We start from the raw sequence: 24972 nt of genomic DNA on the forward strand, positions 1-24972 counted from the left end.
AAAATCAGTTAAAAATCCTAATGAGATTCGTGGTGAATAGCCTCATGAAAATATCTGATTTCCAGACGAAAGATGTAATCAATATTGTAGATGGTAAAAAGCTCGGGCAAATCAGTGATTTGGAGCTTGATCTGCGTCAGGGTCGTATCGAATCGATTGTTGTACCGAATCAAAGCCGATTTTTCGGGTTGTTTGGTGCAGGGACAGATGTCATTATACCTTGGAAACATATTGTGAAAATCGGTGCAGATGTCGTTCTTGTAAAGCTGGAAGACGTCCGGCCTTATCGTCAAACGGATGATAATGATGGTGTTTATGAGTTCAATCAGCAATTCCGAAATTGACGGAAGGCACACGAGCGAAGGCTGCTGCTTCACGGCAGGCCAAGCAAACATCGTGTGTCTTTTTATTTTGTGCTAAAGTAAAAGAAAGTAAAGAACAAAGTGTGGGGAGAGAGCGACCGTGGAACCATTTGTTAAACAAGATATAGAGGATAGGCCTGTCCTATTTACGATAGCAAGCTGGATGGAGCAATACAGTGAATTGACTGCTGGTTTTACATCCCGTCATGGCGGAGTGAGTCAGGCACCGTATTCTACGCTTAATTGCGGGCTGCATGTGAGCGATGTGCCAGAGCATGTGGTGAGGAATCGTGAGCTGCTCGCTGAAGCCGTAGGCCAGCCATTTGAAGCATTTACGTATGCAGAGCAGGTACATGGTAACGAAGTCACTGTAGTAAGCCTACACGAAAGAGGGATGGGCAGAACATCCAGGGAAACGGCCATTCAGGCGAAGGACGGCTTCATTACAAATGAGAAAGGAATCGTGCTTTGCGCGCAATTTGCAGATTGTGTACCGTTATTTTTCTATGATCCTGTTAAGCGAGTAGCCGGGCTTGCTCATGCAGGCTGGAAAGGCACAGTGTTAAACATTTCCATGGCTACGATATCCTTAATGACACATACTTTTGGTAGTCAGACCACAGACATTCGAGCGGCAATTGGTCCATCTATAAGGGCGTGCTGTTATGAGGTTGATGAGACTGTAGCTAGTCGTGTGAAACATGTTCTTGCGAATATCAAAGCATCATCAGAAGAGCGTCAAGCTGTTATGGTCGACAAAGGAAATGGCAAGTATATGCTGAATTTGCAAGAATTGAACCGAAAATTGTTACAGCAAGCAGGAATTTTGTCGTCCCATATCGAAGTATCACAGTTATGTACGAGTTGTAGCACTGATCTCTTCTTTTCACATCGAAAAGAGGGCGGTTCTACAGGTAGAATGATCGCTTGGATAGGTCTTCTTTGAGGAGAACGATGCATGCGATGTGTTGAATAGAGGTGTCTGCGTAAGTGAGTTTATTGGCCCGTAAAGAAGAGGTAGAAGCCCGTATCGCCGCAGCTTGTAAGCGGTCTGGACGGAATGAGAACGAAGTTAAGATGATTGCTGTAACGAAATATGTTTCCTTGGATACAACCAAAAGCGTATTGGATGCAGGCCTTCTGCATATCGGTGAGAATCGCTGGCAGGATGTAAAGCCGAAGTGGGAAGCCCTCCATGAACGAGGGACATGGCATTTCATTGGTCATTTGCAAACGAATAAAGTAAAGGATGTCATTGGCAAGTTCGCCTACATTCACTCTTTGGATCGAATCTCTCTGGCCAAAGAACTGGACAAGCAGGCTGCAGCTCTGGGCATTGTAGTGAATTGTTTATTGCAAGTGAATGTTTCCGGTGAAGAGTCAAAGTATGGTATTGCACCTGAGCATTTCTTCCATTTTGCTACAGAAGTTAGCGGGCTAAAACATATACATATCACTGGTTTGATGACCATGGCTCCCTATGAGATGGAGGCCGATGCAACAAGACCTGTCTTCCGCGGATTGAGAGAATTGCGAGACCGTCTCAATGAACGGAGAATTTTCCCTTACGAGATTACCGAGTTATCCATGGGGATGTCCGGAGACTTTGAAGTAGCGATTGAAGAGGGTGCAACTTGGGTTCGTTTGGGTACTGTTCTGGTAGGGAAAGAACTTTAGTTAACCTGATTTAAGAACATGATAAGGAGGGAACTATAGTGGGTGTTTATAATCGATTTATGAATTTTCTTGGGCTGCAAGAAGAGGAAGAGATTGTGGAGCGGGAGCGCATTGTGGAAGCAACAGAAGAACCTGAAACCAATCCTTATGAATTACGTAATAAAAATAAGGCGAATGTCGTCAGCATTCATTCACAGAAAAATGCACGTGTCGTGCTAAGTGAGCCTCGAACCTATGAAGAGACGCAGGATATTGCAGATCATCTTCGCTCCAGAAGAGCTGTGATTGTCAATTTGCAGCGAGTTCGTGGTGATCAAGCCATACGTATCGTAGATTTCTTAAGCGGGACGGTATATGCTTTGAGTGGGTCTATATCCAAACTAGGACCAAATATCTTCCTCTGTACACCAGATTCAGTTGATATTCATGGTCACATCTCCGAGATGATGGGTGAAGAATAGGCGCATATCCTAACACAGAGGTGGATGCATACGTGATTTACGTTCACTATTATCTTAGTATTTTGATGGAAATTTATTATTTCATGATTATTGGTTATTTGATCCTCTCTTGGTTTCCTAATGCACGTGACAGCTTCATTGGAGGACTCCTTGGGAAATTGGTTGAACCGTATTTAAGTCCTTTCCGTAAAATAATTCCAAGCATTGGGTTCATTGATCTTTCGCCAATTGTGGCCTTAATCGCGTTGCGATTTGTGGTTATGGGGATTATTGCTGTGCTCGATTTCATTGTGGGGTTGTTCTAACATTGCCAAAAGAACTCTATGGTCATTTTCATTCGGATGAACACCATTTTGTCGATAAAGCCTGGGATTGGGTGGAGCGGGCAGCCGAGCAGCATGCTGTGAAGCTAACGGATTTTTTGGATCCCAGACAGGCTTTTATATTGACATCACTGGTGAATCGACACCCAGATGTCCACTGCCGTTTAGATGGCGGTTACTCCGCCGCCGAACGAAGAAGGGCGCTGATTGCCCCGGATTACCGATCTTTGGATGGGGAAGACATGGCGATGGCGGTCTTGTCTGTTTCTTCTGGAGACGGCAAATTTCTAACTTTAGAACATGGAGATTACATGGGCGCCATTCTTGGACTCGGCATGAAGCGAGACAAGGTTGGCGATATTCATGTTATAGAGGGCGGCTGCCATTGTTTGGTTACCCAGGATGCTGCGGATTACCTGCATTTGAATTTGTCTCAGGTACATAGGGTTCATGTACAGACGGAACTGCTGTCGTTAGATAAGCTGGAGCTAGCTCAAGTACAATTGGACGAACTGAGCCTGTCTGTTGCCTCGATGCGCATGGACGGGATTGTAAGCGATGTATTCAGGCTAAGTCGAGCTAAAATATTGATTCCCATCCAAGCTGGGCGCTGCCGCGTCAATTGGAAGCTGGAGGAAGATCCAAGTAAGCCTCTTAAAGAGGGAGATATGGTGTCTTTGCAAGGATTTGGTAGATTCAAGGTGCTTGAAGTGGAAGGCGTAACGAAAAAAGGGCGAATTCGTGTGAAGATCGGCAAGTTTGCATGATTGTGGATAATTTATCCACGAACTTTGCAGGAATTGCTTATTTTCTGTCGAACTGATTCAGTATAGATGTGGGTTCAAACTAGCTTTCTTGGAAGAAAGCTCAGCTTTGCTTACGAAGTCAGTTTTGCTGCGCAAAACGCTAAGGAGGGGCACTGATGCCATTAACACCGCTAGACATACATAATAAGGAGTTTTCCCGCTCGTTCCGCGGTTATGATGAAGATCAAGTGAATGAATTCCTGGATCAAGTCATTAAGGATTACGAGGCATTGATTCGCGAGAATAAAGACTTGCACAATCAAACGGTGACGCTGCAGGAACGTTTGGACCATTTTACCAACATTGAGGAATCACTCAGCAAAACGATTATCGTTGCGCAAGAAGCTGCAGATGAAGTGAGAAGCAATGCGAAGAAAGAAGCACAGCTGATCTTGAAGGAAGCTGAGAAGAATGCAGATCGGATTATTAACGAATCCTTGACGCGTTCACGTAAGGTTGCTTTGGAGATTGAAGAGTTGAAGAAACAAGCCTCCATTTATCGCACACGCTTCCGGACACTGCTTGAAGCGCAATTAGAGCTGCTCAACACAGAAGGCTGGCAAAGTATGCAGTTTGAAAATAAAGAAGAGTAGGAATCCATGATTAGGTGGCTGTCATATTGACTATGCCTAATGAATTGGTTATACTCCTGTTAAATGTATCTCAATAAAGCTATGACTGGAACGAGTAGGTCGAATGAGCAGTGTCAGCGAATTAGGGTTTTGGTGTGAGCCTAATCTCTGCAGCGTACCGAATATCCCCCAGGAGCGTCTCTTGAAGCGAGTAGAGAGAAACGGGTCATGCCGTTACACATGATCGAGTGATTAAGCTTATGTTCGTTACACCTCAGGGTGTAAGTTCATTTAGCTTTTTAACGAGGGTGGTACCGCGAGCTAGAGTTTCTCGTCCCTTTTGGGGATGAGAGGCTTTTTTTGTTTTTTTGACAACAAAACGTTTGAGGCAGGAATGGAGTGGTTAGCATGGATTATGGCAAAACATTAAATTTATTACAAACGGAGTTTCCGATGAGAGGCAATTTGCCGCAGGCGGAACCCAAAATGCAAGAGCATTGGGAAGCTGAGGACATCTATGCCAAAGTGCAGGAGAGTCGTAAGGGCAGAACCAAATTTATTCTCCATGACGGACCGCCTTACGCGAACGGAGATATTCATATCGGGCATGCGTTGAACAAGGTATTGAAAGATATCGTCGTACGATTCAAAACGCTGCAAGGCTTCGATGCGCCTTTTGTTCCAGGCGCGGATACACACGGATTGCCGATTGAGCAGGTGATTACGAACAGTGGGAAAGTCGATCGTAAAAAAATGACCGTCCCTGAGTTCCGTGAATATTGCAAAGAGTATGCCCTGCAGACTGTTGAGAAACAGAAGAGCCAATTCCAGCGTCTGGGTATCCGTGGAGATTGGAAGAATCCGTATATCACACTGCAGCCGAATTATGAAGCTCAGCAAATTCGCGTGTTCGGTAAAATGGTACAAAAAGGCTTTGTCTACAAAGGTTTGAAGCCTGTCTATTGGTCCCCATCTTCCGAAAGTGCACTTGCAGAAGCAGAGATTGAGTACAAAGAAAAAACGTCCACTTCCATTTATGTGGCCTTCCCTGTTAAATACGGTAAAGGCAAGCTGCCGCAGGATGCCGCCATTGTGATTTGGACAACAACGGCATGGACACTGCCTGCAAATCTGGGCATTTCGCTTCATCCAGAGTTCGACTATGCTGTAGTTCAAGCCGACGGGAAGAAATATGTACTTGCGCAGGGATTGCTTGCAGCCGCAGCTAAGGAAATTGGTTGGACCGATTACGAAGTGTTGTCGACGGTAAAAGGTAATGAGCTCGAGTTCGTTACGTGTCAGCATCCATTCTATGACCGTGAGTCGCTTGTGATGGTTGGAGAACACGTAACACTAGAAGCGGGTACTGGTTGTGTACACACAGCTCCTGGACATGGGGAAGACGATTTCGCGATTGGACAACGTTATAACATCGGAGTGCTATGTCCTGTGGATGATCAAGGGCATTTTACAGCGGAAGCACCAGGCTTCGAAGGCTTGTTCTACGAAAAAGGCGGCAAGCTGATTATCGAGAAGCTGCAAGAATCAGGTCTACTGCTTAAAGCTGGCGAAATTCAGCATCAATACGCTCATGATTGGCGCACGAAGAAGCCTGTTATTTATCGAGCAACAGAGCAATGGTTTGCGTCTATCGATAAATTCAGACAAGAGATGCTGGATGAAATTAAGAAAGTGAAGTGGACACCAGAGTGGGGCGAAATCCGCCTGCATAACATGATTGCTGATCGTGGAGACTGGTGTATTTCGAGGCAGCGTGCATGGGGTGTTCCTATTCCGATCTTCTACTGCCGCAGTTGTAACGAACCGCTTATCAATGAGCAAACCATTGAACATGTGGCTCAGTTATTTGAGCAAGAAGGCTCAAATAGCTGGTTTATCAAGGATGAAAAGGATCTCCTTCCTCAAGGTATCAGCTGCTCTAAATGTGGTCATGGGGAGTTCCGTAAGGAAACGGACATCATGGACGTATGGTTTGATTCTGGTTCCAGCCATGTGGCTGTTCTAGAAACTCATCCTGAGCTGCAGTGGCCTGCGGATCTGTACTTGGAAGGTTCTGACCAGTACCGTGGTTGGTTCAACTCCTCCCTCATTACAGGTGTTGCCACAAGAGAGAAATCGCCATATAAAGGCGTGCTCAGCCATGGCTTTACACTGGATGGAGAAGGACGGAAAATGTCCAAGTCGATCGGAAACACGATTGATCCGAATGTGGTGTGCGGGAAGTTAGGCGCCGATATTCTGCGTCTGTGGGTATCCTCAGTCGATTATCAATCGGACCACCGGATTTCGGATAATATCTTGAACCAAACGACGGAAGTATACCGTAAAATTCGCAACACGATGCGCTTCTTGCTGGGTAACATGAGTCATTTCAACCCAGAAACAGATCGTGTAGCAGCGGAGAGTTTATCCGAACTGGACCGTTATGCGTTGATTCGCTTGAATCGCATGATTGAGAAGGTAGTGAAGGCTTACGAAGTGTATGAATTCCATGTCGTTTATCAAACGATTCATCATTTCTGCGCAGTTGAAATGAGCTCTTTCTATTTGGATATTATCAAGGATCGTTTGTATGCAAACGCGCCTCATGATCCTGCTCGAAAAGCTTCACAAACCGTATTGTATGCTTCCTTAACTGCGATCACGAAGCTGATCTCACCTATTCTTCCACATACAGCTGATGAAGTATGGAAGTACATTCCTGGTGTTGAGTTAAGCAGTGTACAGTTAGCAGAACTGCCGGAAGTCGATTCAAGTCTATACAAGGAAGAATTGGAAAATAAATGGAATAGTTTCCTGGATATTAGAGATGAAGTTCTGAAAGCTCTCGAAGAGGCGCGTAAAGAGAAGGTCATCGGTAACTCGTTAGGAGCTGCTGTACATCTATATCCAAATGAGGCTACTTACGGTTTACTTATGCAATTAGAGCAATTGGATCAGTTGTTCATCGTTTCAGCTGTGAGCGTGCATAAGCCTGAAGCGGAGCCCCCTGCGGGTGTGTATCAATCGAAGGATGCTGCCATTGCTATTACAGTAGCGGAAGGCGAGAAGTGCGAGCGCTGCTGGATAGTGACTCCTGAGGTGGGGCAAAGTAAAGAACATCCGACACTTTGTACCAGATGTAATGACGTTGTTTCGGCTCATTACCACGAGTAAAGGAAGCAAACGAGCTTTCGCTTTGAGCGAAGCTCGTTTGTCCTGTTTTTTCTAGAGCTGCTCATCCTCTGAGTTGGATAGGTTTTCTGGCTCGAGAAGTGGATCGCCTTCACCTTTATGCATATAATCACGATAGGCCTTACCTCTAACAATGGTAACATGTTCACCATACAGGTCTGTCGCAACAAAGCTTTCAAAAGACTCAACATAACCAACGTGCTCATCGGCTTCCACATACATTTCATTATAGTCATCAACATTGGGATCTTCCGCGAATGCAGGCGAATTTGAGGTGCCCCAGCTTTCAACGATTTGCCAAGCATCTTCACCATCGAATTCAGTCTCATCGTCACGTTCGTCAAAGCTGGTTCGGCCAAAAGGTGGGTAGAGCACTTGTTCTTCAACAGGTCTTCGGAATGATCGGTCAGGATCAGGAACGTGTTCTAAGCTGTAAATGGTGGTAGGGATAGCTTGAAGGCGCTCAAAGGGAATCGGTTGTTTGCTGAACACACAAATGCCGTATTCTCCACTCTCCATGCGAGCTAAGGCTTCATTGACTTGATTTAAATGAAATTCAGCATGTTCGTTGAGTGAAATATCTTTTTCTCGTTCGTAAATTTCTGTGGCAACGTCTCCTGGATGATTATCGTACATGGAGAGCTCTCCGGTACTATCTTTAAAGGAATTGGACAGGCCATAATTATCATTCGTGGCAAAATGTTTTTCGAGATAAAGCTTTTCCTCCAATAATTGCAGATATAATTCTCTTAATTGCTCCTCGGATAAATGGCTCATAGGTCGAAAGTACAGCTCCTTTCTAACAGCTGATGCATACCGTTATGATGCCGAGTGACAGCTTTTTTTAGTGAGGTAATTCCTTGAAAATAAGGAACATGTTTAAGCTTACGAGAAGGTAATGCTTACGAAAACTCTTAGGAGGAAAAGATAATGAAATATTATTTTTATGCGCTCGTCGTATTTATTTTGGACCAAGTATCCAAATGGTTTATTGTGAAACGGATTCCGCTTGGCGAGGAGCGCCCAGTGCTGGGTGATTTCTTTATCCTAACTTCGCATCGTAATAGAGGCGCGGCATTTGGCATTTTGCAAAATCAAAGATGGTTTTTCATTGTGATTACGCTTATTGTAGTGGTTGGTATTCTCTGGTATATGCGTCGGACGATCCGTGAAAGAAAAGTTTTGCTATCTTTTGCGCTTAGCCTTCTGCTAGGAGGAGCAATCGGTAATTTCATTGACCGGGCTTTATTCGGTGAAGTTGTGGATTTCCTGCAGTTTACCTTTGATTTTAGCTTGTTCGGCAAAGCCATTTATTATATTTATCCGATTTTCAATCTAGCTGATTCAGCCATCGTGACCGGGGTCATCCTGATTTTCCTAGAATCGTTACTTACTTGGAGAAAAGAGAAAAAAGGAGCAACGAATGAACACAAACCAGACCTCAACTGAGGCCGCGACAACTGAAGTCGTCGAATGGACGGTTGAAGAGCAGTATGCCAGTGAACGTATTGATAAATTCATTACAGAAGCATTGGAAGAAGATGTGTCAAGAACACTTGTTCAGCAATGGGTCAAAGACGGGCATGTTAAAGTGAATGGGAAAACAATTAAACCAAACTATAAGCTGTCTGAACAAGATGTTATTTCTTTGCGAATTCCTGAACCTCAAGGCGTTGAGCTAGCAGCGGAAAACATTCCCCTGAATGTTGTATATGAAGACGCTGATGTCATCGTGATCAATAAACAGCGGGGACTTGTCGTTCATCCAGCACCTGGACATTACTCAGGTACATTGGTTAACGCATTGATGTTCCATTGCAAGGATCTATCGGGCATCAACGGAGAACTTCGTCCTGGCATCGTACATCGGATTGATAAGGACACATCCGGTCTTATCATGTCTGCAAAGAACGACAAAGCACACGCTAGCTTAGCTGAGCAGTTAAAGGCTCATACGGTTAATCGCAAATATATCGCCTTGGTACATGGGAATCTGCAACACGATCAAGGCACCATTGACGCACCGATCGGTCGCGATTCCAATGATCGCAAGATGTATACGGTAACGGAGAAAAACAGCAAGCAAGCGGTGACTCATTTTGTAGTTATCGAACGCTTTGGCGATTTTACCTTGGTGGAGTCTGAAGCTCGAAACAGGTAGAACCCACCAAATTCGCGTGCATATGAAATTCATTGGTCACCCGCTTGTTGGCGATCCGATGTATGGCAAGAGCAAAGGGATGCTGATGGATGGACAGGCGCTGCATGCTGCCATTCTGGGCTTCAAGCATCCGCGTACAGAGGAATGGCTGCAATTTGAAGCGCCGATTCCAGCGGATATGGAAAACCTTCTGCAAACAATTCGAACATCCTAGGGTTCTTCCCATGGGGAGAGGAGTGAATCGCATGGAGCATCTGATTAATCCACAAGTAAAAGACATTCAGATTTCAGGCATACGCAAAATATCTAATCTCGTCAGCACGATTCCGGGAGCTTTGACGTTAACGATTGGACAGCCTGATTTCCCGACGCCGCGGCATATTATTGAGGCTGGGCAGAGGGCTTTGGATCAAAATAAAACGGTTTACACGCAAAATCCCGGACTATTGGAGCTGCGAGAAGCAGTATCCAGCTTCGTTCTCAATAAGTACGGCCAACAATACCGCGCGGCTGATGAAATTATCGTGACAGCTGGAGCGAGTCAAGCAGTAGACATTGCGTTACGTACCATTCTTACACCTGGAGCAGAAGTTATCATTCCTGCACCCATTTACCCTGGGTACGAGCCGTTAATCAGATTGGCAGGGGGAGTCCCTGTCTACGTCGATACCAGACCGAACGGCTTGAAATTAACTGCAGAGTTGCTTAAGCCTTATTTAACAGCTAACACGCGCTGTGTTATCTTGTGCTACCCATCCAATCCTACAGGGCAAGTACTCACGGAGCAGGAATTGGCCGATTTGGCTCAATTATTAGAAGATCGGGAAATGTTTATCTTATCCGATGAAATATACAGCGAGCTAGTGTATGGTGTCCGTCATCAGTCCATTGCAACGATGGGCAAGCTCCGTGAGAAAACGATAGTCATTAACGGCCTTTCCAAATCCCACGCGATGACAGGATGGCGAGTTGGATTCACACTTGCGCCGGCTTACATTACCGAGCATATGGTCAAGGTGCATCAATATAATGTGACATGTGCTAGCTCGGTAAGCCAGTATGCGGCATTAGAGGCTTTGACCGTTGGTGTGGATGATGCTCTGCCTATGCGCAATGCCTACGAAGTTCGTAGGGATTATGTCTATGATCGTCTTCTTGCAATGGGTTTTGAATTGGAAAAGCCAAATGGGGCGTTTTATTTGTTCCCTTCCATCACAAAATTCGGATTAAGCTCTCAGGACTTTACCATGAGGCTGCTTCACGAGGAACATGTAGCAGTTGTTCCTGGTGATGCATTCACTTCTTATGGCGAAGGCTATATCCGCATTTCTTATGCTTATTCACAAGAAGTATTGGTAGAGTCACTTGATCGTCTTGAGCGTTTTGTTAGTAAATTAAAGTGTACTAACTAAATAATTCTAAGATGCATGTTACGGTAATGACAAAACGAGAAAAACCTCCAAATCCACAATTAAAGTGGGTTGGAGGTTTTTTGTTTACATAGATTTAAATCGTAAATAGGCTGTCATGGTATCTATCGCTATATCAATAGCGCTTTCGTTTGGATCAAGCTTGGCGTTATGCAGCCCATGAGGGGTGTCTACCCCTAACCAGAACATGAAGCCAGGTATTTGCTCCAAAAAGTAGCCGAAGTCCTCGCCTGTCATCGCTTCTGTACACTCTACGAGCTGTACGTTATCTTTACCGCGCAGCCAGTCCATGAATTCCACAGTCAAAGCAGGATCATTAAACACCTGGCGGTAATTCGAGCCATAATCAATAGAAACCTGACACTCGAAGGAGCTTTCGATTCCTGCCGCTACAGCTTCGATCCGTTTCTTGATCTTATTCATAGATTCAGCGGAAAGGGTGCGGATTGTACCTTCCAAGCGTGCTTTCTCTGCGATAATGTTCTGCTTTGTTCCGGCTTCCATTTTACCAATGGTAATGACAGCCGAATCAAGCGGATTCACATTACGGGAAACGATGGTTTGAAGTTGACCAACCATTTGAGTCGCCGCAATGATCATATCATTCGATTGGTGAGGGTAAGCGGCATGTCCGCCTTTGCCAAGGAGGTCAATGAACAGCTCAGATGTGTTGGCAAACAAGATCTCCGGCCTCGTAGCAATCGTGCCTACGGGATACTCAGGAGCTATATGGAGAGCAACCATCTGGTCTGGCTTCCAATCCTGCAATTCTTCAGCAGCAAGCATGGGAAGAGCTCCGCCTGGACCTTCTTCTGCCGGTTGAAACAGCACAACCAGGTCATCCTGCATCGGCTGCTGAGCGAAATGGGTAACAACACCCATCCCAATCGACATGTGAAAATCATGTCCGCACGCATGCATGTAGCCTGGATGCTGGGAAGGAAACGGAAGAGAGGTCTCTTCCGTAATGGGCAGCCCGTCCATATCCGCTCGATATCCGAAGCGTTTGGTAGGATTCGTACCTTTGATGTAAACCAAAATGCCAGTGCGCCAAGTGCGAATCGTCAGTCTATCCTGAGGAAGCTTAGCTAGATGGTCAAGGAGAAGCTGTTGCGTCTTGAACTCTTGAAAGCCCGGCTCCGGAATCTGGTGAAGCTGACGGCGCAGCTCTATAAAGGGGCTAAACATGGTGAATTCCTCCAGATCACCTTACAGGGTGCGCAGATCTTGTAAAATTTCTGTTTTGGACTTCGTTTTATCGTCCACTTTCTTAATCACTCTGGCAGGTGCTCCTGCTACAACTGTATATTCTTCAACGTCTTGCGTAACGATTGCGCCTGCAGCAACAACGGATCCTTTTCCGATGCGAACACCTTCCAAGATAACAGCATTTGCTCCAACAAGCACATCATCCTCGATCACACATGGTTGTGCGGAAGGGGGCTCAATAACGCCTGCAACGACTGCTCCAGCACCGATGTGACACATTTTGCCGACTTGTGCTCTACCGCCAAGAACAGCATTCATGTCGATCATCGTACCATCACCAACAGAAGCTCCAATATTAATGAGAGCGCCCATCATGATAACGGCGTTATCTCCGATATGTACTTTATCGCGAATGATCGCACCTGGTTCAATGCGCGCATTGATTGGCTTCAGATCAAGCATTGGAATCGCAGAATTGCGGCGATCCGCTTCAACAACGAAATCCGCGATTTGCGCTTTGTTTGCTTCAAGAACAGGCTGAATTTCGCTCCATTCGCCAAAAACAACGCCGCTTCCGCCGGATATGAAAGATTGGCTGCCTTCGCCAAAGTGAATACCTTCAAGGTTTCCTTTTACATATACTTTAACAGGCGTTTTCTTCTTGCTTTCTTTAATAAACTGAATAATTTCTAAAGTATTCATCTCGGTCATGGTGACATCTCCTTAAAATTTAGATTGACTCTCCTATATTATCAGAAAGGGGGCATTTCAGCCAATGTGTATTCATATAGCTTTTTGAGCGAACTGACTATTGTACAGATCAGCATAGAAGCCGTGCTGTTCCAACAGCTGTTCATGTGTTCCTTGTTCAATAACGGAACCATGATTCATAACAAGAATGAGATCAGCATCACGAATAGTGGAAAGCCGATGTGCAATGACGAAGCTTGTGCGACCCTCCATCAGGTTATGCATCGCCTTTTGGATGGACACTTCCGTGCGTGTATCTACGCTGCTCGTCGCTTCATCAAGAATCAGAATGGTTGGATCCGCAAGTATGGCGCGGGCAATGGTCAGAAGCTGCTTTTGTCCATGTGAAAGGTTGGATGCTTCTTCGTTCAGTCTGGTATCATAACCTTCTGGCAAGGTTCGAATGAAATGATCCGCATAGGCTGCACGAGCCGCATTAACGATCTCTTCGTCAGTGGCACCATCACGTCCGTAAGCGATGTTTTCGCGAATCGTTCCGTTGAACAGCCAAGTATCTTGCAGTACCATACCGAAAAGTCCGCGCAGATGACTGCGTGACATTTCACGTGTATCTACCGCATCAATTGAGATCGTACCGCTTTTTAACTCGTAAAAACGCATTAATAGATTGACAATCGTCGTTTTGCCCGCCCCCGTAGGACCAACAATGGCAACTGTCTGTCCTGGCTCAACATGGATATTCATATCTTGAATTAACGGGGTATCCTCTTTGTAAGCAAAGTTGACTTGTTTAAATTGAACATGACCCTTAACATTCTGGGTCGTTTTTACATGAGAGATTTCCAGAACTTCCTCAGGCTCATCTAAAAGCTCGAAGATACGCTCAGCGGCGGCGATTGTGGATTGAATCACGTTAGCTATATTAGCCACCTGTGCGATGGGCATCCCGAATTGCCCTGAATATTGAATAAACGCTAGAATATCCCCGATTTTAATAGCCCCATTTGTTACCATAATGCCACCTATCACACTGACCAATACGTAACCGATATTTCCGATGAAGGACATAAGGGGGAATATCATCCCTGAGATAAACTGTGCGCGCCAGCCTGATTGATACAATCGTTCATTAATTTCATTGAATTGCTCAACGGCTTTCTGTTCACGGCCGAAAGCTTTGACAATGGTATGTCCAGTGTACATTTCTTCCACGTGACCATTCAGTTCACCAAGTGTTTTTTGTTGTCCTTTAAAATACTTCTGCGACCGTGATGCAATCATTTTCGTTCCCAAAATGCTGAGCGGCAAGGTTACGATGGTAGCCAAAGTCAACAATGGACTAATGGTTAGCATCATAATAATGATCCCGACTAAGGTTACGACTGAAGTAATCAACTGTGTCAAGCTTTGCTGCATGGTTGAACTGATCGTATCTACGTCGTTCGTAGCACGGCTCATGGTGTCCCCATGACTGCGTGAATCAAAGAAGGAGAGAGGTACTCGGGTGAGCTTCTCGCTAATATCTCTACGAAGATTAAATACGATTTTTTGTGTGACACCAACCATAATCCATTGCTGGATGAAGGTGAGCAAGGCGCTAAGTATGTAGAGTACAGCAAGAATAATAATGATTTTAAAAATGGCATCGAAATCAATTTTGGCGCCGGCTACACCCTTGAATTTTGCGATAGAGCCTTCAAATAATATAGTTGTTGCGTTACCCATGAGTTTAGGACTGATAATACTGAAGAGTGTACTGAGGACAGCAGCAATCAAAACAAATATGATAGATACACGAAATGGACGCATATAACTCGACAGCCTTCGTATAGTTCCCTTGAAATCCTTAGCCTTTTGAACTGGCATTCCCATGCCGCCCATGCCGCCTCGTCCAAAGTGACCGGGATTTACCCCCGCTTGAGAAGGAGCTTTCTCTTTTGGTTTGTCGCTCATGCAATTTCCTCCTCTGACAGCTGAGAAGCAACAATTTCTTGATACACAGCACATGTTTTCATCAGATCTGAATGGGTGCCAATCCCAGCGATTTGTCCTTCTTCCAATACGATAATGCGGTTAGCGTCCATAATTGTACTGACGCGTTGGGCAACAATGATCATCGTTGCATGCTCGGTTTCGGCTTTGAGAGCTGCACGAAGCTTAGCATCAGTTTTGAAATCAAGCGCAGAGAAGCTATCATCAAATACATAGATGTTCGGTTTACGAACGAGTGCACGCGCAATGGCAAGCCTCTGCTTCTGGCCGCCGGATAAGTTCGTTCCACCTTGGGCGAGAACAGCTTGGTAGCCATCTTTCATCTCAGTGATGAAATCTGCCGCTTGAGCCGTGGTCGCAGCATGCTGAATTTCTTCTTCCGTTGCCATCTCACGCCCAAAACGAATGTTATCCGCAACGGTGCCTGAGAATAGCGCCGCCTTTTGCGGGACATATCCGATTTGCTGTCGTAAACTTTCTAGTTTCAAAGTAGAGAGTGGATGACCATCTAAAGTAATAGTGCCAGACTCTACATCATAGAAGCGCAACAGTAAATGAATGAGGGTCGTCTTCCCCGATCCGGTTCCTCCAATAATCGCTGTTACCTCGCCAGGCTCAGCGCGGAAGGATAGATCACGGATTGCTGGCTGTTCAGCCCCAGGATAACTAAAGGATACATGCTTAAATTCAACTGCAGCTTGCTTGGAATCTAGAGATTTCGCCATTTCGGCGCTATGTATGTTAGATTGATGGGCTAAAACCTCATTAATACGGACAGAAGATGCGGATGCACGTGGAATCATCATGAAAATCATCGTCATCATGAACATGGAGAACATGATCTGCATGGCATATTGGATGAAGGCCATTAAATCACCAATCTGCATTTGATTGGCATCAATACGAACTCCGCCGTACCAAAGAATGACGACAACCCCAAGATTAAATACAAGCATCATGATGGGCATCATCGTGGACATGATCACATTTACTTTTATGGCTGTTTGCGTGTAATCCTGGTTTGCTTTTTCGAATTTACGCTTTTCATGTTCGGAGCGGTTAAAGGCGCGAATGACACGGATGCCGGTTAAATTTTCACGCAGCACAAGATTAATGCCATCGATTTTGACCTGTAAAGTTTTGAATAGGGGAAGACCTTTACGCATGATTCCCACAATTGCAAGTGCAAGAATCGGGATGATGGAGATTAATACAATGGCGAGATGAGCGTCCTTATAAGTGGCCATGATGACTCCGCCGACTAGCATCGTAGGTGCGCCGATGAACATCCGCATCATGACAATCACCTGTTGAACTTGTGCGATGTCATTCGTGGTTCTGGTTATGAGGGAGGAATTGCCAAGCTTATCAAATTCGTGCAAGGAGAAGCTTTCAACATGGGTGAAAAGCGTTCGTCGTAAATCCCTGCCGAATCCTGTCGCCGTTCGTGCCAACAAGTAGCTCGCGATGATGACACAAACCATAGCACCCATCGCTACTAAAAGCATGTAAGCGCCAAACCGGAGAATATAAGGAATATCTCCTTTCACAACCCCGACATCCACAATGTCAGCGAGCAGTGTAGGCAGGTACAACTGCGCCAGTGATTGCAAGAGCATCAAGGTAATAATCGCAACCACAGAAGCTTTGTACGGTTTCAGAAGCCGAAACAATTTGAACATAGGTTCCTCCTTAGTGTTTTTGCCTTAGCAAAACGGGCATCTTAGGCCTTACTGAGTTTTCGTTAGAAAACGGATAAAGCTCGTGTGTATATATGTAAATTATAACACATGGCTGAGCGTCTGCTCAAAGAGAGTTATGGGTCGGGAGTAGGGGCGTGAGTCCTTAATGGACTCAGTGGAAATAGATGCATTTGCGACATCTAATTTCTCCTAAATCTTTAATTTCAGATGAATAGATGCAAAAAATGCATCTTATCTGCGCTCAACTTTCAATATCGGTGAAAACTCACAATATAGTTGTACAAAATGCAGTTAGACGCCATTTACTGAGGAAATATCTCTGATTAACTGCACTTTTTGCATCAATTTGATTTCGAACGCTCATCAGCTGCTGCAAAACCGCGATTACGTTTCGTTCACATGCTAATTTTTTGAGCACTTGGAGCAGCCATCACGTTGCAATCTACCGTGTGACTCATGTTACGAGCTTTCCGAAAGGAATAGCTGAATATATCTCAACTTGTGTCATGAAAATGGATTTTGATATTGACTTATTGTGTCGAAAGTGGGATAATTCTTTTAATTAAATATGTACCTTTAAAAACAGTCCAGAGAGGCTGGCAAGGTAGTCGATGAGAAAAGACGGGATATACTGAGTCGCGGATTCAGTGTAGACAAAGCTAAGGGATGTGCGCATCCTTATGCCCCGCTCTGTATCTTTATGCACTCGTAACTCCTTGCCAATAAATGGGCAAGGAGTTTTTTGGTTTTGCTAACAGAAAACCTACGAATGCATGCGATGCCAGTTTTGCTAAAGCAAAACTCAGCAAATGCTTACGATGCAAGTTTTCCTACGGAAAACTTTTAGGAGGCGAGAAAGATGAATGAAACGGCTGAACACACGATTATTGATGAAATGGGAATTCGCAGAGCGCTAACGCGGATTGCGCATGAGATACTGGAAAAGAATAAAGGGGTAGAGAATTGTACCTTGATTGGGATTCGGACCCGTGGTATTTACTTGGCCAAGCGAGTAGCAGAGCGAATTCTTGAGATTGAAGGCGTGCCGGTTCCTGTGGGTGAGATTGATATCACTTCTTATCGTGATGATCGCGTGAAGGTGAGGTCAGTGGAAAATGTTCAGGAAGGCGGCAAAATCCAGATTCAAGACCGCAAAATCATCCTGTTCGATGATGTGCTTTACACCGGAAGAACGGTGAGGGCAGCCATGGATGCATTGATCGATCTGGGCAGACCGCAAATGATCCAACTGGCCGTACTAGTTGACAGAGGGCATCGTGAATTGCCCATTCGCCCTGATTATGTAGGAAAGAACGTACCTACCTCCAAAAGTGAAAGTATTGAGGTGCAGCTTACAGAAATCGATGAGAAAGATGGCGTCGTTATACTTCAACAGAGGGGGAAACAGGAGTGAGCATAGTGAGTACACAAACCAAGCATTTTCTAGGATTGAAAGGCGTAAGCGCAGGGGAGATAACGAGCATACTTGATCGTGCTGCCTACTGGGAACAATCATCTTCGAAGGTGACGAATCAGTTTCAAGGCAAATTTGTTTCCAACTTGTTTTTTGAAAATAGTACAAGAACTCGGTTTTCCTTTGAACTGGCGCAAAAGCGGCTAGGAGCTGACGTACTTAATTTCTCCGCAGCGGAATCCAGTGTACAAAAAGGTGAGTCGATCTACGATACAGTTCGTACCCTCGAGTCCATGGGCATCGATGCGGGTGTTATCCGATTGAAGCCAAACGGTGTTCTGCAAGAGCTGGCTGAGAAAATCAAAATCCCGCTCATTAACGCGGGGGACGGCAATAATGAGCATCCAACGCAGGCACTGCTCGATTTCTACACAATGCGCAAACAGTTCGGCGCCATCAAAGGTCTGACGGTCTCGATCATCGGAGATATCTTACACAGCCGTGTCGCTCGCTCTAATCTTTGGGGCCTAATCGCACTAGGAGCAAAGGTGCAGTTCTGCGCGCCGGAAAGCATGCAAGCTCCGGAGCTGGCTGAGTTCGCACCGTATGTGTCCTTCGAGGAAGCACTGAAAGCTGACGTGGTCATGATGCTCCGTGTGCAGCTTGAACGGCACGACAAAGGAATCATTCGCTCAGCAGAGGAATATCGCGAGCAATATGGGCTAACGGCAGAACGTGCAAGCCGCATGGCACCTCACGCAATCATCATGCATCCAGCACCAGTCAATCGGAATGTCGAGCTTGATGATGAGCTGGTAGAACACGAGAAATCCAAAATTTTCACACAAATTGCTCATGGTGTTCCGATTCGTATGGCGGTCATCGAACGAGCTTTATCATAAATTACCCCACAAAGTGAAGCCAAGCTCTGAAGCTGATTCCGATTACTTTGCGGGGGCCCCAAACTAATACTAGGAGGACAATATCACAATGGGCATTTGGATCTTAAACGGGCTTACCGTCGATGTAAATAATGTACAAGCGAAGAAACACATTTTGGTAGAGAATGATAAAATTGCAAAGGTTATAGATGCCGTAGAAGGTTCGGCTCCACCAACCGAAGGCCACGAAGTCATTGATGCAGCAGGTAAGCTGGTGACTCCAGGTTTCATCGATATGCATGTCCACTTGAGAGAGCCTGGTTTTGAACATAAAGAAAATATCGCGACCGGAACACGTTCCGCAGCAAGAGGCGGTTTCACAACGATCGCTTGCATGCCGAACACAAGACCTGTGATCGATACCGTTGATACGGTGAACTACATATTGGATAAAGCGGCAACGGAAGGTGTCGTCCGTGTTCTTCCGTACGGCACGATTACGAAGAACGAGCTGGGCCGCGAGTTAACCGATTTCGCAGCGCTGAAAGAAGCGGGCGTCATCGGCTACACGGATGACGGCGTCGGCGTACAAAGCGCGCAAATGATGAAGGATGCGATGGCGTTGGCTGCATCGATCGGGATGCCCATCATCGCGCATTGCGAGGATGACACGCTTGTGGTTGGCGCGCCGGTCAGCGAAGGCACCTTCGCGAAAAAGCACGGACTCAAGGGAATCCCGAACGAGTCCGAGGCGATTCATGTGGGTCGCGACGTGCTGCTAGCCGAAGCGACTGGTGTTCACTATCACGTGTGCCACGTAAGCACCGAGCAGTCCGTTCGACTGATTCGCCATGCGAAGCAGTTCGGCATTAAAGTGACTGCCGAGGTTTGCCCGCATCACCTCGTGCTCTCGGAAGAAGACATCCCAGGGCTCGACGCCAACTGGAAGATGAACCCGCCACTGCGCACACCGCGTGATGTGCAGGCTGTCATCGAAGCTTTGGAAGATGGCACGATAGACATTATCGTGACAGATCACGCACCGCACACCGAAGAAGAGAAAGAGAAGGGCATGATGCTGGCTCCATTCGGCATCCTCGGCTTCGAAACCGCGTTCTCACTGCTGTACACTAAATTTGTACTAACAGGCAAATGGTCATTAGGCTTCCTTGTAGATCGTATGACGAAAAAACCTGCCGACGTATTCGGTCTTCCATACGGAACACTGGAAGTAGGCAGTGCAGCCGATATCACCATCGTGGATTTGGAAACAAAGCGCGAAGTTCTCAAAGAAGAGATCGTTTCACGCAGCAAAAACACGCCATTCATCGGATGGAAGCTGCAAGGCTGGCCGGTTGTTACCATCGCTTCAGGCAAAGTGGTTTGGTCATAAATTGTTCTTAAATGATGTTGAAATCAAGCTAAAATCCGCTTTAAGATCTATACGCAGATCGAAAAATCGTGTATATTTATACAGAATGATAGATTTTTATGCAAATCTTATACAAAACAAGAAGTTGCAGGCATGACATCCGCGGTTCGTAAGAATCGCTGACAATAGCGAAGGAGTTGAAAGAACATGCAAGCAAGATTGTTGCTGGAAGACGGCACTCTTTTTACAGGAAAATCGTTCGGTAGTGAAGGTGAATCCGTCGGCGAGGTTGTATTCAATACAGGAATTACAGGTTATCAGGAAGTGCTTTCCGATCCTTCCTATTGCGGTCAAATCGTGACCATGACGTATCCATTGGTGGGGAACTACGGTGTGATTCGGGATGATTTTGAATCCGTACGTCCTTTCATTCATGGCTTTGTTGTTCGTGAGCATGAAGAGATTCCTAGTAACTGGAGAGCGCAATATACGCTGGGTAGCCTGCTGAAAGAATACGGCATCGTTGGGATCAGCGGCATCGATACGCGCATGTTAACTCGTAAAATCCGTCATCACGGCGTTATGAAAAGCCTTTTGACAACATCCAATAAATCCATTGCTGAGCTGACTGAAATCTTAAGAGGAACGCCTCTTATGACGGATCAAGTCGCTCGTGTATCCACGAAAAGTGTATACGGCGCACCTGGTCACAAAGAACGTATCGTTCTCGTAGACTTCGGAGCCAAAAGCGGAATCATTCGCGATCTAAGCAAACGCGACTGCGACGTTGTTGTTGTACCTCAAGATGCTACAGCTGAACAAATTCGTCGCCTTGCGCCAGACGGCGTGCTGCTGTCTAACGGCCCTGGGGATCCGAAAGATGTACCTCACGCTGTGGAAATGATCAAAGGCTTGCTCGGCGATATCCCGCTCTTCGGCATTTGCTTGGGTCACCAGCTGTTCGCACTGGCATGCGGCGCTGACACGGATAAGCTGAAGTTCGGTCACCGCGGCGGTAACCATCCGGTGAAAGACCTCGTATCTGGTCGCTGCTACATTACATCGCAAAACCATGGCTACACGGTTCAGGAAGATTCCGTTCAAGGAACTGATCTTGAAGTAACGCACATTAACAATAATGACCGCACGATTGAAGGCTTGAAACATAAGAAATACCCTGCTTTCTCGGTTCAGTATCACCCAGAGGCAGCACCGGGGCCATTTGACTCCAGCTACTTGTTCGATGATTTCATCTCGCTGATTCGTCAGCACAAAATCGATAACCCACAGCAGCCGCGCCAAGCGCAAATGCTTGCACAGTGGAAAGCTTCCACGGCATCGACATCTGTAAGTAAAGCTTACGAAGCAAGTTTTGCTAACGCAAAACTCTAGGGAGGAACTGCAATATGCCAAAAAATAATACACTTAAAAAGATTCTCGTTATCGGTTCCGGTCCTATCGTCATCGGTCAGGCAGCGGAATTTGACTATGCAGGTACACAAGCTTGCCAAGCGCTTAAAGAAGAAGGCATGGAAGTTATCCTGATCAACAGCAACCCTGCAACGATCATGACGGATACGAACATGGCGGATAAAGTATATATCGAACCGATTACGCTTGAGTTTGTTACGCAAATCATTCGTCAAGAACGTCCGGATGGTTTACTTCCAACACTCGGTGGTCAAACAGGTTTGAACATGGCTGTAGAACTAGCTCGTGCGGGTGTTCTGGAAAGCGAGAACGTGAAGCTACTGGGAACACAGCTTACAGCGATTGAGAAGGCAGAGGATCGAGACCTTTTCAGAGATTTGATGAGAGAATTAGAGCAGCCTGTACCAGATAGCGTTATCGTAACGACGGTTGCACAAGCGGTTGATTTTGCGAACGAAATCGGCTTTCCAATTATCGTTCGTCCTGCCTACACACTAGGTGGAACAGGCGGCGGTATCTGTAACACGATGGAAGAATTGACGGAAATCGTTGCTTCCGGAATTCGTTACAGTCCAATCGGTCAATGTCTCGTAGAGCGCAGTATTGCGGGCATGAAAGAAGTCGAGTACGAAGTAATGCGTGACGCGAATGATAACTGTATCGTGGTATGTAACATGGAGAACTTTGATCCCGTGGGTGTACATACCGGAGATAGTATCGTTGTAGCACCAAGCCAGACCTTGTCGGACCGTGAGTATCAAATGCTGCGTTCGGCATCACTGAAAATCATTCGCGCCTTGAACATTGAGGGCGGCTGTAACGTACAGTACGCGCTTGATCCGCATAGCTTCCAATACTACGTAATCGAAGTGAACCCGCGTGTAAGCCGCTCTTCAGCGCTTGCATCCAAAGCAACGGGCTATCCGATTGCAAAGATGGCTGCGAAAATCGCGATTGGCTACACGCTCGATGAGCTAGTCAATCCAGTAACAGGCCAAACCTATGCCTGCTTCGAGCCAGCACTGGATTACATCGTTTCCAAAATTCCGCGTTGGCCGTTCGATAAATTTACGGCAGCAAACCGTAAGCTGGGTACGCAAATGAAAGCGACTGGGGAAGTTATGGCGATTGGCCGTACATTCGAAGAGTCCATTCATAAAGCGGTTCGTTCCTTAGAAATTGGCGTACACCGTTTGTTCCTTAAAGAGACGGATCTTATTGATCAAGAAACACTCGAGTTACGCCTGCAAAAGCCCGACGATGAGCGTCTGTTCTTACTCGCAGAAGCGTATCGCAGAGGTTACACCGTGGAACAATTGCAGAATTTGACGAAGATTGACTGGTGGTTCTTGAACAAACTTGAAGGTCTGATCAAATTCGAAGCTGAGATTGCTGCTGCTGATTTGACGGCTGAGCTGCTGTTCGAAATCAAGCGTAAAGGCTTTACAGACCGTGCTGTGGCTGAGATACGCACACTTGCAGGCAGATCGACTTTCACCAAAGAAGCAGACGTGAGAACATTCCGTCTTCAACAAAATATCAAACCAGTTTACAAAATGGTAGATACTTGCGCAGCGGAATTCGAAGCTTCAACGCCATATTACTATTCAACTTATGAGCAAGAAGATGAAGTAACGGAAACAACGAAAGAGAAGGTTGTCGTGCTTGGTTCCGGTCCGATTCGTATCGGTCAAGGGATTGAGTTTGATTACTCCACGGTTCATGCAGTTTGGGCGATCCAAGCGGCAGGTTACGAAGCGGTTATTATCAACAATAACCCAGAAACGGTATCTACAGATTTCAATACATCCGACCGCTTGTACTTCGAGCCTCTCTTCTTTGAAGACGTGATGAATGTGATCGAACGCGAAAACCCAATCGGGGTAATCGTACAATTCGGTGGCCAAACCGCGATTAACTTGGCGGCGCCTTTACACAAAGCTGGCGTACGCATTCTAGGTTCCGATCTCGAAAGCATCGATACGGCGGAAGATCGTAAGAAATTCGAAGCTTTACTTAGCAAGCTCTCCATTGCTCAACCACCAGGCGGCACCGTTACATCGGTTGACCAAGCTGTGGGTACAGCAGCGAAATTCGGATATCCGGTTATCGTTCGTCCATCTTACGTCCTTGGTGGACGTGCCATGGAAATCGTCTACTCCGATGAAGAATTGCTAAGCTACATGGAATATGCTGTGAAAATCAACCCTGAGCATCCGGTTCTGATCGATCGCTACATGCTCGGTAAAGAAGTAGAGGTTGATGCCATCTGCGATAGAGAAACGGTTCTAATCCCTGGGATTATGGAACACGTTGAACGCGCAGGGGTTCACTCCGGTGACTCCATCGCGGTTTATCCGCCGCAATCGATCTCGGAAGAGATTAAACAACAAATTATCGACATTACGACGAAAATCGGCCTTGAGCTGAACGTAGTGGGTTTAGTCAACATCCAGTTCGTCATTCATAACGATCAAGTGTATGTGATCGAGGTTAACCCGCGTTCATCCAGAACCGTGCCTTTCTTGAGTAAAGTAACGAACATCCCGATGGCCAACGTGGCTACACGCGTCATTATGGGACAAAAGCTGGCGGATATGGGCTACCAAGGTGGATTATGGCCGGAAGACAAGTACGTATCGGTTAAAGTGCCAGTGTTCTCCTTCGCGAAACTGCGCCGTGTTGATACAACTCTCGGACCTGAGATGAAATCGACAGGCGAGGTTATGGGTCGCGATATCAATTTTGCCAAAGCACTCTATAAAGGCTTAATCGGAGCGGGGATGAAAATTCCTGCAGCAGGATCTGTCGTAGTAACCGTAGCTGACAAAGATAAAGAAGAAGCGATTGAAATCTTAAAAGGCTTCTATCGTCTTGGATATAAAATTATTGCAACAGGCGGAACAGCATTGGCCATTGAACAAGCTGGTCTTCCAGTAACGACCGTAAACAAGCTGAGCGAAGGTTCGCCAAACATTCTGGATCTCATCCGCAGCGGTGATGCACAGTTCGTTGTGAACACGCTGACGAAAGGTAAAGAGCCAGAGCGTGACGGCTTCCGCATTCGTCGTGAAGCGGTAGAGAACGGTGTGGTTTGTATGACATCACTCGATACAGTAAGAGCGCTTGTTAATATGCTTGAAGCAATCAACTTCTCCTCGCGTGCAATGCCAATTCATGTCTAAGACTATGCTTACGAAGTCAGTTTTGCTAAAGCAAAACTCTAAGGAGAGTGACGAACTTGAGTATACTAACTCGCACAGATGTTACAG

20 protein-coding genes, 1 pseudogene and 1 other annotated feature are annotated in these 24972 nt (G+C 46.0%); of the genes and pseudogenes, 16 read left to right on the plus strand and 5 right to left on the minus strand.

The annotated features are described in order from the left end of the window. Positions 1 to 44: 44 nt before the first annotated feature. The 8 genes from ACBP55_RS16205 to ileS all read left to right on the plus strand — a co-directional run bounded on the left by ACBP55_RS16205 (position 45) and on the right by ileS (position 7378). A complete protein-coding gene (locus ACBP55_RS16205; RefSeq protein ID WP_029196508.1) occupies positions 45 to 344 on the plus strand; it encodes a YlmC/YmxH family sporulation protein in 300 nt (99 codons plus the stop codon). A gap of 118 nt (positions 345 to 462) precedes the next feature. Continuing rightward, positions 463 to 1308 carry a peptidoglycan editing factor PgeF gene (gene pgeF, locus ACBP55_RS16210; protein WP_464652782.1) on the plus strand — a complete coding sequence of 282 codons (846 nt, stop codon included), beginning with the start codon at positions 463 to 465 and terminating at the stop codon, positions 1306 to 1308. A gap of 44 nt (positions 1309 to 1352) precedes the next feature. Next, positions 1353 to 2039 (plus strand): YggS family pyridoxal phosphate-dependent enzyme, encoded by a 687-nt coding sequence (locus ACBP55_RS16215; RefSeq protein ID WP_464652783.1) that lies wholly within the window; start codon positions 1353 to 1355, stop codon positions 2037 to 2039. A 38-nt stretch (positions 2040 to 2077) separates the two neighbouring features. After that, positions 2078 to 2500: a cell division protein SepF gene (locus ACBP55_RS16220; protein WP_029196505.1), complete on the plus strand. Its 423-nt coding sequence runs from the start codon at positions 2078 to 2080 to the stop codon at positions 2498 to 2500. 65 nt (positions 2501 to 2565) lie between these two features. Next, positions 2566 to 2805, plus strand: coding sequence for a YggT family protein (locus tag ACBP55_RS16225; RefSeq protein WP_464653329.1), 240 nt, complete (start codon positions 2566 to 2568; stop codon positions 2803 to 2805). 2 nt (positions 2806 to 2807) lie between these two features. Next, on the plus strand, positions 2808 to 3590 hold the full coding sequence (locus ACBP55_RS16230) for a YlmH family RNA-binding protein (protein WP_464652784.1): 783 nt from the start codon (positions 2808 to 2810) through the stop codon (positions 3588 to 3590). Positions 3591 to 3745: 155 nt separating this feature from the next. Continuing rightward, on the plus strand, positions 3746 to 4222 hold the full coding sequence (locus ACBP55_RS16235; RefSeq protein WP_029196502.1) for a DivIVA domain-containing protein: 477 nt from the start codon (positions 3746 to 3748) through the stop codon (positions 4220 to 4222). A gap of 72 nt (positions 4223 to 4294) precedes the next feature. After that, positions 4295 to 4543, plus strand: a binding site (T-box leader). Between the two features lie 66 nt (positions 4544 to 4609). Beyond that, complete coding sequence (gene ileS / locus ACBP55_RS16240) at positions 4610 to 7378, plus strand: isoleucine--tRNA ligase (RefSeq protein ID WP_464652785.1); 2769 nt, start codon at positions 4610 to 4612, stop codon at positions 7376 to 7378. Positions 7379 to 7429: 51 nt separating this feature from the next. On the opposite strand, the gene ACBP55_RS16245 is transcribed toward ileS, so the two are convergent. After that, complete coding sequence (locus tag ACBP55_RS16245) at positions 7430 to 8173, minus strand: TraR/DksA C4-type zinc finger protein (protein ID WP_464652786.1); 744 nt, start codon at positions 8171 to 8173, stop codon at positions 7430 to 7432. 153 nt (positions 8174 to 8326) lie between these two features. Between ACBP55_RS16245 and lspA the strand changes: the two genes are divergently transcribed. From lspA to ACBP55_RS16260, 3 genes and pseudogenes are all read left to right on the plus strand, one after another. Then, a complete protein-coding gene (gene lspA, locus ACBP55_RS16250) occupies positions 8327 to 8845 on the plus strand; it encodes a signal peptidase II (RefSeq protein WP_464652787.1) in 519 nt (172 codons plus the stop codon). After that, a pseudogene (locus ACBP55_RS16255) lies at positions 8820 to 9771 on the plus strand (RluA family pseudouridine synthase). Before lspA ends, ACBP55_RS16255 begins: the two are co-directional and overlap by 26 nt. 31 nt (positions 9772 to 9802) lie before the next feature. After that, positions 9803 to 10969: an aminotransferase A gene (locus ACBP55_RS16260; RefSeq protein ID WP_464652788.1), complete on the plus strand. Its 1167-nt coding sequence runs from the start codon at positions 9803 to 9805 to the stop codon at positions 10967 to 10969. A gap of 84 nt (positions 10970 to 11053) precedes the next feature. Here the strand turns inward: ACBP55_RS16260 and ACBP55_RS16265 are convergent, their stop codons facing one another. From ACBP55_RS16265 to ACBP55_RS16280, 4 genes are all read right to left on the minus strand, one after another. Then, positions 11054 to 12175, minus strand: coding sequence for an N-acetyldiaminopimelate deacetylase (locus tag ACBP55_RS16265; RefSeq protein ID WP_464652789.1), 1122 nt, complete (start codon positions 12173 to 12175; stop codon positions 11054 to 11056). Between the two features lie 21 nt (positions 12176 to 12196). Then, on the minus strand, positions 12197 to 12907 hold the full coding sequence (gene dapD, locus ACBP55_RS16270) for a 2,3,4,5-tetrahydropyridine-2,6-dicarboxylate N-acetyltransferase (RefSeq protein WP_029196495.1): 711 nt from the start codon (positions 12905 to 12907) through the stop codon (positions 12197 to 12199). A gap of 72 nt (positions 12908 to 12979) precedes the next feature. After that, positions 12980 to 14860 carry an ABC transporter ATP-binding protein gene (locus ACBP55_RS16275; RefSeq protein WP_464652790.1) on the minus strand — a complete coding sequence of 627 codons (1881 nt, stop codon included), beginning with the start codon at positions 14858 to 14860 and terminating at the stop codon, positions 12980 to 12982. After that, positions 14857 to 16581: an ABC transporter ATP-binding protein gene (locus tag ACBP55_RS16280; protein ID WP_464652791.1), complete on the minus strand. Its 1725-nt coding sequence runs from the start codon at positions 16579 to 16581 to the stop codon at positions 14857 to 14859. The genes ACBP55_RS16275 and ACBP55_RS16280 overlap by 4 nt, the downstream gene beginning before the upstream one ends. 880 nt (positions 16582 to 17461) lie before the next feature. On the opposite strand from ACBP55_RS16280, the gene pyrR reads away from it, so the two are divergent. The 5 genes from pyrR to carB all read left to right on the plus strand — a co-directional run bounded on the left by pyrR (position 17462) and on the right by carB (position 24885). Then, complete coding sequence (gene pyrR, locus ACBP55_RS16285; protein ID WP_173187945.1) at positions 17462 to 18016, plus strand: bifunctional pyr operon transcriptional regulator/uracil phosphoribosyltransferase PyrR; 555 nt, start codon at positions 17462 to 17464, stop codon at positions 18014 to 18016. Next, positions 18013 to 18918, plus strand: coding sequence for an aspartate carbamoyltransferase catalytic subunit (locus ACBP55_RS16290; RefSeq protein ID WP_057303027.1), 906 nt, complete (start codon positions 18013 to 18015; stop codon positions 18916 to 18918). The genes pyrR and ACBP55_RS16290 overlap by 4 nt, the downstream gene beginning before the upstream one ends. Positions 18919 to 19006: 88 nt before the next feature. Continuing rightward, positions 19007 to 20290, plus strand: a complete 1284-nt coding sequence (locus ACBP55_RS16295; protein ID WP_464652792.1) for a dihydroorotase — start codon at positions 19007 to 19009, stop codon at positions 20288 to 20290. 186 nt (positions 20291 to 20476) lie between these two features. Then, complete coding sequence (carA, locus tag ACBP55_RS16300) at positions 20477 to 21661, plus strand: glutamine-hydrolyzing carbamoyl-phosphate synthase small subunit (protein WP_464652793.1); 1185 nt, start codon at positions 20477 to 20479, stop codon at positions 21659 to 21661. A 14-nt stretch (positions 21662 to 21675) separates the two neighbouring features. Continuing rightward, positions 21676 to 24885: a carbamoyl-phosphate synthase large subunit gene (gene carB / locus ACBP55_RS16305; RefSeq protein WP_464652794.1), complete on the plus strand. Its 3210-nt coding sequence runs from the start codon at positions 21676 to 21678 to the stop codon at positions 24883 to 24885. Positions 24886 to 24972 lie beyond the last annotated feature (87 nt).

This window comes from Paenibacillus sp. WG02 (genome assembly GCF_055396115.1).

Bases quoted from the DNA above. Each gene is read 5' to 3' on its own strand.
- dapD (WP_029196495.1), bottom strand. From the start codon at position 12,907: ATGACCGAGATGAATACTTTAGAAATTATTCAGTTTATTAAAGAAAGC.
- ACBP55_RS16265 (WP_464652789.1), bottom strand. From the start codon at position 12,175: ATGTTTAGCCCCTTTATAGAGCTGCGCCGTCAGCTTCACCAGATTCCG.
- lspA (WP_464652787.1), top strand. From the start codon at position 8,327: ATGAAATATTATTTTTATGCGCTCGTCGTATTTATTTTGGACCAAGTA.
- pyrR (WP_173187945.1), top strand. From the start codon at position 17,462: ATGAATGAAACGGCTGAACACACGATTATTGATGAAATGGGAATTCGC.
- ACBP55_RS16275 (WP_464652790.1), bottom strand. From the start codon at position 14,860: ATGAGCGACAAACCAAAAGAGAAAGCTCCTTCTCAAGCGGGGGTAAAT.
- ACBP55_RS16280 (WP_464652791.1), bottom strand. From the start codon at position 16,581: ATGTTCAAATTGTTTCGGCTTCTGAAACCGTACAAAGCTTCTGTGGTT.
- ileS (WP_464652785.1), top strand. From the start codon at position 4,610: ATGGATTATGGCAAAACATTAAATTTATTACAAACGGAGTTTCCGATG.
- carA (WP_464652793.1), top strand. From the start codon at position 20,477: ATGCAAGCAAGATTGTTGCTGGAAGACGGCACTCTTTTTACAGGAAAA.
- ACBP55_RS16205 (WP_029196508.1), top strand. From the start codon at position 45: ATGAAAATATCTGATTTCCAGACGAAAGATGTAATCAATATTGTAGAT.
- ACBP55_RS16245 (WP_464652786.1), bottom strand. From the start codon at position 8,173: ATGAGCCATTTATCCGAGGAGCAATTAAGAGAATTATATCTGCAATTA.
- ACBP55_RS16295 (WP_464652792.1), top strand. From the start codon at position 19,007: ATGGGCATTTGGATCTTAAACGGGCTTACCGTCGATGTAAATAATGTA.
- ACBP55_RS16260 (WP_464652788.1), top strand. From the start codon at position 9,803: ATGGAGCATCTGATTAATCCACAAGTAAAAGACATTCAGATTTCAGGC.
- carB (WP_464652794.1), top strand. From the start codon at position 21,676: ATGCCAAAAAATAATACACTTAAAAAGATTCTCGTTATCGGTTCCGGT.
- ACBP55_RS16225 (WP_464653329.1), top strand. From the start codon at position 2,566: ATGGAAATTTATTATTTCATGATTATTGGTTATTTGATCCTCTCTTGG.
- ACBP55_RS16235 (WP_029196502.1), top strand. From the start codon at position 3,746: ATGCCATTAACACCGCTAGACATACATAATAAGGAGTTTTCCCGCTCG.